11 protein-coding genes and 2 pseudogenes are annotated in these 12,047 nt (G+C 53.4%); 11 read left to right on the top strand and 2 right to left on the bottom strand.

Annotation, left to right across the window (positions count from 1 at the left end):
• Positions 1-181: 181 nt before the first annotated feature.
• Positions 182-571 carry an IS110 family transposase gene (locus IHE30_RS00065; protein WP_337688339.1) on the bottom strand — a complete coding sequence of 130 codons (390 nt, stop codon included), beginning with the start codon at positions 569-571 and terminating at the stop codon, positions 182-184.
• A gap of 252 nt (positions 572-823) precedes the next feature.
• Positions 824-1,321, bottom strand: a pseudogene (locus tag IHE30_RS00060) (transposase); the annotation flags it as partial.
• Between the two features lie 323 nt (positions 1,322-1,644).
• On the opposite strand from IHE30_RS00060, the gene glf reads away from it, so the two are divergent.
• The 11 genes and pseudogenes from glf to IHE30_RS00005 all read left to right on the top strand — a co-directional run.
• Complete coding sequence (glf, locus tag IHE30_RS00055; RefSeq protein WP_337687840.1) at positions 1,645-2,796, top strand: UDP-galactopyranose mutase; 1,152 nt, start codon at positions 1,645-1,647, stop codon at positions 2,794-2,796.
• Positions 2,793-3,647, top strand: a complete 855-nt coding sequence (locus IHE30_RS00050) for a glycosyltransferase (RefSeq protein ID WP_337687839.1) — start codon at positions 2,793-2,795, stop codon at positions 3,645-3,647. The genes glf and IHE30_RS00050 overlap by 4 nt, the downstream gene beginning before the upstream one ends.
• 437 nt (positions 3,648-4,084) lie before the next feature.
• Positions 4,085-4,873 (top strand): ABC transporter permease, encoded by a 789-nt coding sequence (locus tag IHE30_RS00045; RefSeq protein WP_337687838.1) that lies wholly within the window; start codon positions 4,085-4,087, stop codon positions 4,871-4,873.
• Between the two features lie 14 nt (positions 4,874-4,887).
• Entirely contained in the window at positions 4,888-5,595 is a 708-nt protein-coding gene (locus IHE30_RS00040; protein WP_337687837.1) for an ABC transporter ATP-binding protein, read from the top strand.
• A 429-nt stretch (positions 5,596-6,024) separates the two neighbouring features.
• Positions 6,025-6,303 (top strand): annotated as a pseudogene (locus tag IHE30_RS00035) (transposase); the annotation flags it as partial.
• 42 nt (positions 6,304-6,345) lie between these two features.
• A complete protein-coding gene (locus IHE30_RS00030; protein ID WP_337688407.1) occupies positions 6,346-6,651 on the top strand; it encodes a hypothetical protein in 306 nt (101 codons plus the stop codon).
• 657 nt (positions 6,652-7,308) lie between these two features.
• Positions 7,309-7,731, top strand: a complete 423-nt coding sequence (locus IHE30_RS00025) for a transposase (protein ID WP_443193557.1) — start codon at positions 7,309-7,311, stop codon at positions 7,729-7,731.
• Between the two features lie 168 nt (positions 7,732-7,899).
• A complete protein-coding gene (locus IHE30_RS00020; protein ID WP_337687834.1) occupies positions 7,900-8,721 on the top strand; it encodes a glycosyltransferase family 2 protein in 822 nt (273 codons plus the stop codon).
• On the top strand, positions 8,718-9,674 hold the full coding sequence (locus tag IHE30_RS00015; protein WP_337687832.1) for a UDP-glucose 4-epimerase family protein: 957 nt from the start codon (positions 8,718-8,720) through the stop codon (positions 9,672-9,674). Before IHE30_RS00020 ends, IHE30_RS00015 begins: the two co-directional genes overlap by 4 nt.
• A gap of 14 nt (positions 9,675-9,688) precedes the next feature.
• On the top strand, positions 9,689-10,732 hold the full coding sequence (locus tag IHE30_RS00010; RefSeq protein ID WP_443193556.1) for an MraY family glycosyltransferase: 1,044 nt from the start codon (positions 9,689-9,691) through the stop codon (positions 10,730-10,732).
• On the top strand, positions 10,719-12,047 hold a 1,329-nt coding region (locus IHE30_RS00005), incomplete at its 3' end, for a polysaccharide biosynthesis protein (RefSeq protein WP_337688337.1). The genes IHE30_RS00010 and IHE30_RS00005, both read left to right, overlap by 14 nt.

The raw sequence follows: 12,047 nt of genomic DNA, 5'->3' as shown, positions 1-12,047 counted from the left end.
GTGATTGGTCTCGAAATCTCTCCCGACTTGCTGCGGTGCTGACTGCACATGAGGTCACTTACATCGACATTCGCGTGTCGCCTTTCCGCTTTCTCGCGCACGACTTCATTCTTGCGATCGGAATAAACTGCCCACGAACCTTTAAGCGCATCTTGCATTTAGCGCAAAATTCCTCACGCTTTCATTTTGATACCGAAATCTGGGTCAGCATTCGATTCCCGAAAATTCTGCTGTCATCCTGACAGACCAGCATCCCGACCGAGACAGCATCCATTACGATGCCAAGCCGTTCGAATGTGACACCTTTACCTGCAGGCAGGATGACACCAAACTTCTTAAGTAGTCCGCCCTGAATCTGGTTATATAGACCCGTTCGCGTGCTCACAAGTTTTCCTCGTGCGCACAGCACAAGCCGCACTTCGTGGCTAGCCATGCTCTTAATGTCGACACCGCGGTACCATCCGCTGCGCGTGAGCTGAGCGATGCCGCGTGCGTCGTTAGTATCCGTCTTGTTCAGTTGGGTCGCCACAGCCGCGTGGACATGGCGAGCATGAATGCAACCAACCGGGATACCATCGGCTCGTCAGCTATGGTATAGCCATACGGCGAGTGGCCCTGTCTCCATGCCAACCCGCACCGCCTCCGGCGCATGTAGGCGAATAGCTTGGGCGATCTCTTCAGGGTTCGAGATGACGTTTCCGTGCCATACGGTCTTCCCATCGCGATCAACAACGCAGATTGCCGTAACCTTTTGGGACACATCGAGACCCACATACGTTTCCATGTCCGCCTCCAAAGTAAGTCACAGAGACAATTACAGCATGTGATTGTCGCGCCAGCCTTGCCGACGCAGCATCACATGCACCCGGCGATAGCCATAGTGCACGCGTGTTGGCGTGATCTGCTTGATGCGCAAGGCGATCGCGTTCGAATCTCGTGCGATTGACTGATAACTGTACACCGAACGCGACAGCTTCAGTACCCTGCAGGCCTGGTGCTGGCTTGCGCCAAAGCGTTGCATCAGATCCGTCGTGAGTTCACGCAGCCGGGAAGGCTTCAAAGCTTTTTGATAGCCCATCCTGCAACATGGCTTTGTCCAACGTCAGGCTCGCCATCAGCCGCTTGAGCTTCGTGTTCTCCTCTTCGAGTTGCTTCAGGCGACGCAGCTCCGACGGGCCGGGCCCTTATACTTCTGGTGCCAGTTATAGAACATCGCATCGCTGATGCCCATCTTGCGGCACACCTCAGCTGCCGGCATGCCCAGCTCTGTCTGTTTCAACGCAAATGCAATCCGTTCTTCAGTGTATCTGCTCTTCTTTACGACATGACCTTCTGCTTGTCAAGGTTGCATCATGCCGGATTTTTCTACTTTTGAACGGCCCAGTTTTTTGGGGAGGTAGCCTCACGACTATATCCCGCCCGCTGAGGTGAAGCAAACAACTATAGGCAACCCAAAATGCCGTTGACGTGCCTGCATTCATTTAAACCAACCTGCCTCTAAGATTGCCGGTGCGGTTCATTCCACTGGTTCCGTCATAGTCGCCCACCGCTACGCAATCAGTTATCATAGATGGCTACGGGCCGCTTTACGGCGGCGTACATCGAAGTTTGACTTTCCCCGACAGGGGATCGAAAGATTTTGCTATGCGAAAGATTGGTATTGTAGGCGCGGGTTTCTCTGGCGCCGTAATCGCCCACCGCCTCGCCACACACGGTTATCAAGTGCAGGTGTTCGACAACCGGGCGCATGTGGCAGGTAACTGTCATTCAGAACGCGATCCAGAAACGGGCGTCATGGTCCATACATACGGACCGCATATTTTCCACACAAGCAACGAAAAAGTCTGGCGATTCGTCAACGAGTTCGACGAGTTTATGCCATTCGTAAACCGCGTAAAAGCAATTGCGAAAGGTCGAGTCTATGCGTTACCCATCAACCTTCTGACCATTAATCAGTTTTTTGGCAAGACATTCTCTCCCGATGAGGCCCGGCGCTTTATCGAGTTGATTGGCGACCAATCGATCTTAGAACCCTGCACTTTCGAAGAGCAAGCTTTACGCTTCGTTGGGCGTGACCTTTACGAAGCCTTTTTTAAAGGCTACACTAAAAAGCAATGGGGTTTGGAACCATCGAAACTTACTGCGAACATCCTTAAACGCTTACCCGTAAGGTTTAACTACGATGACAATTATTATAACAGCACTTTTCAAGGAATGCCGAAGCACGGCTACACGTTTATCGTAGAAAAGTTGCTGGATCACTCAAACATTCGTTTGCAACTGAATGTCAAATTCGATCGTACACTTGCAGCCGGCTTCGACCACATCTTCTACAGTGGACCGATCGATGGCTGGTTCGATTACGGTGAAGGCCGACTCGGCTACCGTACTCTCGACTTCGAAGCAAGCCGGCACGATGGCGACTATCAAGGCAATGCGGTGATCAATTACTGCGATGTGGACGTGCCATGGACGCGCATTTCCGAACATAAACACTTCGCGCCTTGGGAGCAGCACGAACGCACTTTGATATTTAAAGAATATAGCCGATTTTGTGGGGAGAACGATGTTCCATACTATCCGATTCGTCTAGCCGACGAAAAATCCTTGTTAGCGCGTTATGTTGATCTCGCCCGTCGCGAGCACAACATCTCTTTCGTTGGCAGGCTTGGCACGTATCGTTACCTCGATATGCACATCACGATTCAAGAGGCGCTGGAAACAGCGGATAGGTTCTTCGTTGCGCAGCAACGAGGTGAGCCAATGCCAGCGTTTGTTGTGGAGCCGTTGCAGTGAACATTGTAGCCGTCGTCGTAACGCGCGATCGTCCACAATTGCTGGCTCAAGCGCTCGACGCGCTAGTCGGGCAGACCCGGCCGCCTTCTGGCATCATCGTCGTCGATAATGCTAGTGGCATGGAAACACAGCAGTTATTGGCAACTCGTAGCGATGTAAAAGTCTGCCGACTTGAACAGAATCTTGGCGGTGCAGGCGGATTCGCGATCGGCATCGAGACCGCATTAGCAGCGGGCGCCGATTGGATCTGGTTGATGGACGATGATGCGATCGCCCGTCCAAATGCACTTGCGCAACTCATCGACGTAGCTCACGACGCACAACCGAGAACTGGTGCCATATGTTCAGCCGTGTGGGAATTTGGTAAATTAGCTCCCCAGCATCGGCGCAATTTCAATCCAGCAACGTTGGCAGAGCCATCTGTACCATTTTCGGCTTACCAGACAAAATTTACTGGCATAGACACTGCATCATTTGTTGGCTTTCTGCTGAACGCGCACGCAGCCGTCGAGGTCGGATTGCCTCTGCGCAAGTTCTTTCTCGCGTATGACGATACTGAATATTCATTAAGACTAGGCAAGCGAGGCTGGAAAGTGCTGCTAGCGCCCGGTAGTATTGTCGACCATATGCGTTCGCCGCTGGCCCGTTTGCGACATGGTCCATTTGGCATCAAGCACTACTACACCCTGCGCAATCAACTTGCGGTGTTTCGTCACTATGGTCGAGCCCGGCCGTGGCGATTATGGCTACCGATGGTCCGCTACGCGTACGTAGCCCTACGCGATCGCAAGATTTCATCGCTTAGCCTATGGCGACGCTCCATTCGGGATAGCAGGCATATCACGATTTAGATGGCTGAAGGAAACTAGTCTGCTCTTTCGAGCGCCCCAATCCGCCCGAAGCAAAATTTCGGGCATTCGGCTTTCTGGAGTACAATACGCTAGTTTCGAAAGCATCCGTCCGCACATGGGAAAACTTTAAACAGGATTCGAGCCTATTATAAGGAACCTACCGGTACAACCTTCAACACGTACAATCATCGACTAGCAGGGCCGTAAAGCCATGTCTAAAGCACACATCTTCTCATAACACTGTTTGGACATGCTCGACAGCGACACGTCGAAGGCTTTGGTCGATTAATTTGCTTACGAAATGCGACGTAAAGGAGAAGATCGGAACAGCCGCAGTTGAATATAATGAGCTATTTAGCGATATCTAGCTCACGCGCATAGCGCGACGCAGATATCACCGCAATACAATTTCGTTTTCAATTTTTCAGCTACTGAATGTGAATTATTCGAGCGCAATAAAAGACGTCGAGGAAGGACTGCGTAAACGCACACTATGGCTCGCCCTAGGGATGCAGGACATTCGTCAGCGTTATCGTCGCTCTATGTTGGGACCGTTGTGGTTAACGGTCAGCATGGGCGTGATGATTGCTGCAATGGGGCCACTTTATGGAACGCTTTTCGGTTACGATCCAGTAAGCTTCATCCCCCACCTGACACTAGGACTAATGTTCTGGGGGTTCATTTCCGGGCAGATTAATGATTTTGGCGAAGCATTTTCCGCCTCTTCTCATTATCTTCGACAGATGAGGCTACCATTATCCATGTTTGTGTTCCGGGTTATGTATCGGCATACAATCATTCTTGCGCACAATATTCTCGTATACGTGATCATATGGGCAGTCCTTCCAGTGCACTTGAATGTCAGTTTATTGTGCCTACCATTTGCCGCAGTTCTGGTACTGGCGAACTTGTTTTGGATTGGGTGCTTGGTTAGCATTTTTTGTACGCGATTTCGAGACATGCAACCCGTAATCAGCAACCTAATTCAGGTTATGTTCTTCCTTACTCCGATTATCTGGAAGGCAGAACAGCTACCGGAAGCAAGGAAAAATCTTCTTCATTTAAACCCGTTTTTTTACCTATTGGAGCTAATGCGCGAACCATTGCTTGGCACAATGCCCGCTGCGGCAATCTGGATTCGAGCGTCTGCAATGGCCGTCGTTGGGACCGCAATGGCAGCATATATGCTGGCAAGATATCGACATAGAGTCACATATTGGCTCTGACAAGGTTTAAATAAATGCATATTTCACTTAAAAACGTAACGGTCCGCTTCCCGATCTATGATGCACGAGCGCGCTCGTTCAAGCGCACGGTAATGGCGGCGGCAACCGGCGGTCGGTTCGTTGACAACAATCCGACAAAAAAAACTATAGTAGAAGCACTTCATGATATCAGTTTAAACATTGAAAAAGGAGAGCGGGTTGCACTAATCGGTGGAAATGGTGCTGGCAAGACAACGTTACTGCGGGTACTTGCCGGGGTATATGTTCCTGAAGAAGGCACGGTAGTAGTAGAGGGACACGTAACCAGTTTGCTCGATTCTATGCTTGGAATGGACGGCGAATCGACAGGTTATGAAAATATGTATTTGCGTGGGCTATTTCTTGGGTTAACGCCTAAAAAAATTGAAGCATTATCTGAAGAAATAGCCGAATTCAGCGAACTTGGTCATTTTCTGGATATGCCTGTCCGCACATATTCATCCGGTATGACACTTCGGTTAGCATTTTCAATCTCAACCATCCTCACGCCAGAGATTTTGTTGATGGACGAGTGGATGAGTGTCGGTGATGAGCGCTTTAAGAAAAAGGCTGAAGAGCGGCTTGAAAAGTTCGTTGGTGATGCTGGTATCCTTGTCATTGCAACGCATGATTTCGGGCTCGTTGATAGATTGGCAACCCGTCGTGTAATGCTCGAACACGGCACGATCACTTCTATCACGTAAGAATAAGCGGACATGTTCAAGCGAAATATTCAAGCTACAGTGAGTCGATTAGCAGATTAACCGACGGGTTTTGAAATAAGCGAGAATGTATCCACGATGTGTTAGGAAGAAAAGACAACCTTTTTATTCCGGTGCCTCCTAGTACTATGGAAATGTACCAGCACCACGGTTCCGCTATACCTTGTTTCAGGCTAGGATATATCAGTACCAAGGCGGCCAAGTGTCTTCACGATGAACGGCCGGCCGTCACGCCGATACACCGGAGCTAGCCATTGACGTTGTGCTTCATAGGCTACCTAGCAAGCTGAAAAGGTCCGAGTGCTCTTACCAATACTGCTGTGCAATGTTGCTCGCCACCTCGCAATTGTAGTGGACTAATGAAACCGGACACTGATCTAGGCGAGAATGCTCGCCATGAAGAGGTGTCTGATGACGAAGCAGCGACGTACGTTTTCCCCGGAGTTCAAACAGCAAGCCGCCTGTCTGGTGCTCGAGCAGGGCTATAGCCATATGGAGGCGAGCCGTTCGGTCGGCGTTGGCGAGACGGTACTGCGTCGCTGGGTGCACCCGCTTCAGCAGTAACGTCAGGGCATCACGCCGCAAGGCAAGGCGATCACGCCGGATCAGCAACGCATTAAAGAACGCGAGGCGCGTATAGAACGCCTCGAACGTGAGAGGGCCATTTTAAAAAAGGCTATCGCGCCCCTGTCTGTAAAGCTAAAATCGAAGACACGTCATGGCGCGAGGGTCATGAAGTGGTATGAAGCGCCGTTGACGCCGCTTGAGCGTATGCTGCGCTCGGCGTCGGTGCCACAGGCAACCAAACGCAGACTACGTGCTCAGTTTCGAGCGCTCGATCCACTGGAGCTGTTGAGCCGCATGCGCGAAGCGCAGCAGCACGTCGCACAATGTAGCGAATCCGGCACGACGCCGACACAGGCAACCCTACCTGCTCGCGTTCCCCTCGCGGATTTCCTGGCGAGTCTTGGCACAGCGTGGCAGGACGGCGAGGTCAGACCAACGCATCAGCGAAAGGCGCGTGTGCCTCACACTTGACGCAGCCGGGAAGATCCATTCGAGCATACGTGGCCGACGATACAGCGATAGCTGGAAACCGAGCCCGGCATCACGGCCAAGAAGCTACATGAGCGTCTCGTCACCATGGCACCGACGATGTATTCCGGCGCGCAGCTACGTACCCTGCAGCGCCGTGTGAAGGCATGGCGATCGAACCGCGCCAGAGAACTGGTAGCCAGAATACTTGGCGATGCCGACGCGATCACGAGAACACTTCTCTCGCATTGTCAGCGATCGAATCGAATTTGCCCAGTGTGGCAACCACATCGCGCGCAAAGGAGCAACAAGCGCAGCGGCGCGAAGCGCGGCTCGCACGCTATGGGACGGTCATGCGCCATCATCAAAGTGGGATGGCAATACGCGCGATTGCGCGCATCACGGCATTGGATCGGCGTACAGCGGCATTGGATCAACGCCGGTGGGTTCCCTGAGCGGGCGTAACGGCTGCCAGTCGCCAGCAAGTTGGATCCCTATCGGGCGTATCCTGCCCAGCGCTGGCGTGAAGGCTGCCAGAACGCGGCGAGGTTGTATTGGTAAATCGTCAGCCAAGGGTTCAACGGCGGTTGCGACATCGTACGCCAAGCCCTTCAGCCTTGGCGACAAGGCTGTGCAATCACGCAGCAGCTGCGTACAGCTGTGTCACGAGCGGTGCCTTCCACTCGCCGCATAGGCCGCTGGTTAATGTGTCGGGGCACGGCCGCGCTCACTAACGACGATAAGCGGCACGTCCAGCGCTTTGTTCAAAGACTCGCCAAGCACAATCCCCAGAGAACAACAATCCGGCGGCGGTCGCTCGCGTTCACTGACATGGTCAAGCGCCGCGCACATCAAGCGTTGGCAAGCTGGCTGCGCCAAGCGCAGGCCAGCGGTGTACCAGAAATGCAGTGGCTTGCAGCAGGCATTGGCCACGACTACGATGCCGTACATGCTGCACTGCTCACGCCCTACAGCAACGGTATCGTCCAAGGCCATGTCAATCGGCTCAAGTTCCTCAAGCGCCAAAACGCGAGGCGCGCCGGCTTCCAACTGCTTCGTACTCGCGTGCTGAATTGGTGCTGACTTGTGACGTGAAACTTCACACAAAGTGGGGAAGAGCCAATTTTTAACCGACGTTGACAGTTTGGCGCAAACGCTCGCGGTAAAATAGCAGCGCAGCACGGTGTGGGAAGGCTGCGTTGCGGCTGCCTCGATGGGGTGCTTCGATTAACTTATACATTGTAGAGCACCATGCTGATCTCCGTTGCAATTGTCACCTATCGTCAGCCGCTGGAAGTTTTGCGCAATACGCTGACAAGTCTTGGCGCCGCATTGAGACGCTTGGAAAGCCTGGACGGGTTAGCCACTCAGCCTTACGCTATGCTGACACTGGTTGATAACGGTACAGACCTACATACTTTAGACTATAAATCTGCACTCGCAGATTTCAACGTTAAAGTTTCGGTCCTCTCCGGCCACGGTAATGTCGGTTATGGGCGAGGGCATAACCTTGCTATCAATGGCGCAAGATCGCGTTTTCACTTGATATTGAATCCAGACGTTGAAATTGATAAAGATGCACTTTGGAATGCAATTAATTTCTTCGACAAGCATGCCGATGTCGGACTGATAACGCCGCTGATCGTCGGTGGTGATGGTGTCCAGCAGTACCTCTGCCGCCGATATCCCGCTGTCACCGATTTACTATTGCGTGGCTTTGCTCCTACAGGGCTTAAAAGGTGGTTTGATCATCGTCTTGCCAACTACGAGATGCGAGAAGTTCTCAACGGCCGCGACATGGTTTGGGACCCCCCAATTGTAAGTGGTTGCTTCATGCTATTTCGCACCGATATTCTCAAGAGACTTGGCGGTTTTGATCCACGCTATTTTTTGTACTTTGAGGATTACGATTTGAGCCTGCGTACTCACGCCGTTGCACGGACCGCATATGTGCCGTCCGTGCGCATCGTGCACCACGGCGGCGGAGCGTCGCGTAAAGGCGTTAAGCACATCGGTATGTTCGCCCAATCAGCATTTAAATTCTACCGCCGCTTTGGCTGGAAGTGGATATGACCGGTTTCGTCGTAACCGGGGCGAATGGATTCGTTGGTCGGCGGTTATGCCAAGCGTTGCTCGGGCTCGGTGGCCGGGTCACCGGTGTGGCTCGTCATGGTCAGCCTGCTTGCGAAGGGGTACATAATTGGTTGAGTGTGGGAAACGATTTTGATGGGCTGGAACGTATGTGGCCGCGTTGCATCCGCAGCGACTGCGTCATCCATCTCGCCGGCCGCGTTCATGTTATGCGCGATGAGGCTGCGGACCCGCTTGCCGCGTATCGTGCGACTAATGTTGACGGCACAATTCGCGTTGCAGAAGCGGCGCGCGCCGCAGGAGCGCGCCGCTTTGTCTTCGTCAGCAGTATCAAGGCAGCGGGCGAAAAGGATGGGGGTAGCCCTTTAAAGGAAACGGTCACGCCTGCGCCGGTCGATCCCTATGGCTTGTCGAAGTTGGAGGCAGAGCGAGCGCTTACCCTATTTGGGCGTAGCACCGGCATGGAAATTGTCATTGTGCGCCCACCGCTAGTGTATGGGCCTGGTGTGCGCGCCAATTTCTTGCACTTGATGACAGTGATTGATCGTGGGATTCCATTGCCCCTTGGTTCCGTCGATGCGCGCCGCAGCATGATCTTCTTAGATAACCTGGTAGATGCATTGATACATTGCGCGCTTCACCCATCTGCCGCAGGCGAAATATTTCATGTGAGCGATGGCTCAGATTTGGCGGTGGCGGAATTGGTGCGGACGCTTTCACAGCAGTTGAATGTACCCACGCGGCTTATTCCTGTCCCGGTGCGGATGCTGCGGATTGTGGGCCGACTGACCGGCCGCTTAGAAGCGGTTGAGCGTCTAATCAACGACTTGCGGCTCGATATATCGCATATCAGCGAAGTGTTAGGGTGGCGTGTCCCATACTCTATTGAAGAAGGCTTGATGAAAACCGCTATGTGGTATCGAGCGACTCACTGAAACGAATACCTCTTATGCAGGGTTTAAATCTTTCCCCTTTGGAGACGTGCGTGCTGCTCGCCATGGCCGGGCTGGTCGCGGTTATTGCCATCTTGGCTTGCCTGCTCCGAACCGGCCTTGCGTGGCGTCTTGCTACAGATGTGCCGAACCACCGCTCGCTACATGTGCGGCCAACGCCACGCGTCGGGGGATGGGGTATCGTTCCTGCCGTGGTGGTACTTATCTGGGTGAGCGCACCAAAGCTGTGGATGCCGGCCGCAGCGGCAGGTTTGCTGGCGGCGCTGTCACAGATTGATGACCGGCGCGGCTTACCTGCTCGGATGCGTTTTACTGGTCATTTGATTGCGGTGGTGTCGTTGGTGTTTGCCTATCGGACGCCTGTCCCCTGGTGGGAGTTGGCGCTCATGGCATTCTTGTTGTTGTGGTTAGTCAACCTTTACAACTTCATGGATGGTGCGGATGGCCTAGCAGGAGGCATGGCGTTATTGGGATTTGGCGGCTATGCATACGCGGCGCTTTCCGCCAATTATCCGGACGTACAACTTGCCGCTGCGAGTGCAGCGATCTCCGGTGCCGCGGCCGGTTTTCTGCTTTTCAATTTCCATCCGGCCCGGGTCTTTCTTGGCGACGCCGGATCGATCCCGCTTGGGTTTCTTGCTGGAGCGCTTGGCTATTGGGGATGGAGAGGCGGCGTCTGGCCTGTGTGGTTTCCGGCGCTGGCATTTGCCCCCTTCATTGCCGATGCTTCTGTGACGTTGCTGAAGCGGTTGTGGCGCGGCGAGCGATTTTGGCACGCTCACCGGGAGCATTACTATCAACGGATGGTGCGTTCGGGGTTGGGGCATGCGACTACGGCGCTAATCTGGTATGGGGTGATGATGGCTGGCATAATGCTTGCCATCGTCGCTTTGCGGTTAGCTTTCCTCTATCAGTGGATGACAGTGTTCGGCTGGATGCTGATGCTTGTGGCGATGGGTTATTGGGTTGACTGGCGTTGGCGTAGCTACGTAGCCCGTTCCACTCTTGTTGAAGGTCTTGATGCCGATGATCAAACTTAAAGCCTCATGGCTATCAACCAGTGCTTTTGCGTTTGATTTATGCTCGGTTGCGTTGGCCTGGGCCTGCGCCTACATCATCCGGTTTAACGGAGCGGTTCCGGACGATTTTCGCACCGGCGCGTTGCATGCACTGGTTTGGGTATTGCCGCTGTATGGCGCCATGTTTCGACTGCTTGGCCTATATCGCGGCATGTGGGTGTTCGCGAGCTTGCCGGACCTGATGCGGATTGCCAAAGCGATCTGTTTCGGCGCCGTGCTGGTGATGGTTGCGTCCGTGATGATCCAACCGGTTCCTATCATTCCCCGATCTGTGTTGGCTGTCTCGCCGATGTTGCTTTTTCTGGGAATGGGCGGCGCTCGTGCGATCTATCGTGCAGCGAAGGAGTGTTATCTGTACGGTGGGCTGGTCGGCCAAGGCAAACCAGTTTTCGTATTGGGAGCTGGCAATGCGGCGGCAAATATTGTCCGTGAGCTAAAACGCTCGGGAGAGTGGCGGCTGGTTGGCTTGCTGGATGACGATCCTGTGAAGCACGAGCGTGAGCTTTACGGTTACCCAGTGCTCGGACCTATATCCGAACTGAAAAAATTTGCCACTGAACTGAAGGTTGGACACGCTATTATCGCCATTCCGTCTGCGTCAGTCGACGCACATCGACGTATCGCGACCGCGTGCGTACGGGCAGGCGTCCAAGCTTTTGTTCTGCCGAGACTGACTGCGTTGACGCAGGGTCAGTCGTCGCTGTCCAGAGTTCGTCAAATCGATTTAGAAGACCTGCTGGGACGCGATCCAGTGTCGATTGATACCGCGCATGTCGAAGCGTTATTGAGGGGCCAAGTAGTCATGGTGACTGGAGCTGGCGGATCAATCGGGTCGGAATTGTGCCGGCAGATCCTGCGCTTCGGTCCCGCTCAACTGATTACTTTTGACTTGTCCGAATATGCGATATACCGACTCAGCGAAGAGCTGCACGACCATTACCCAGACGTTTCGATCAAACCGGTAATCGGCGATGCCAAGGATTCTTTGTTGCTAGACCGGGTGATGGCCAGGTACGCGCCTCATATTGTTTTTCACGCCGCCGCATACAAGCATGTCCCGCTGATGGAGCAGCTTAACGCATGGCAGGCAATACGCAACAACGTGCTCGGCACGTATCGCGTTGCCAGTGCCGCAATCCGGCACAAGGTGTGCCGTTTCGTGCTGATATCAACCGACAAAGCTGTTAATCCAACCAACGTGATGGGCGCCAGCAAGCGGATGGCGGAAATGGTCTGTCAAGTGTTGCAGCAGAGCACGAGTGCGACCAAAGTCGAA

It is taken from the genome of Mycetohabitans sp. B46, assembly GCF_037389205.1.
Taxonomy (GTDB): Bacteria; Pseudomonadota; Gammaproteobacteria; order Burkholderiales; family Burkholderiaceae; genus Mycetohabitans.
This window is presented reverse-complemented; position numbering and strand designations above follow the sequence as displayed.

Coding starts and splice junctions, on each gene's coding strand:
- glf (WP_337687840.1), top strand. CDS start 1,645: ATGCGAAAGATTGGTATTGTAGGCGCGGGTTTCTCTGGCGCCGTAATC.
- IHE30_RS00040 (WP_337687837.1), top strand. CDS start 4,888: ATGCATATTTCACTTAAAAACGTAACGGTCCGCTTCCCGATCTATGAT.
- IHE30_RS00030 (WP_337688407.1), top strand. CDS start 6,346: ATGAAGTGGTATGAAGCGCCGTTGACGCCGCTTGAGCGTATGCTGCGC.
- IHE30_RS00020 (WP_337687834.1), top strand. CDS start 7,900: ATGCTGATCTCCGTTGCAATTGTCACCTATCGTCAGCCGCTGGAAGTT.
- IHE30_RS00015 (WP_337687832.1), top strand. CDS start 8,718: ATGACCGGTTTCGTCGTAACCGGGGCGAATGGATTCGTTGGTCGGCGG.
- IHE30_RS00010 (WP_443193556.1), top strand. CDS start 9,689: ATGCAGGGTTTAAATCTTTCCCCTTTGGAGACGTGCGTGCTGCTCGCC.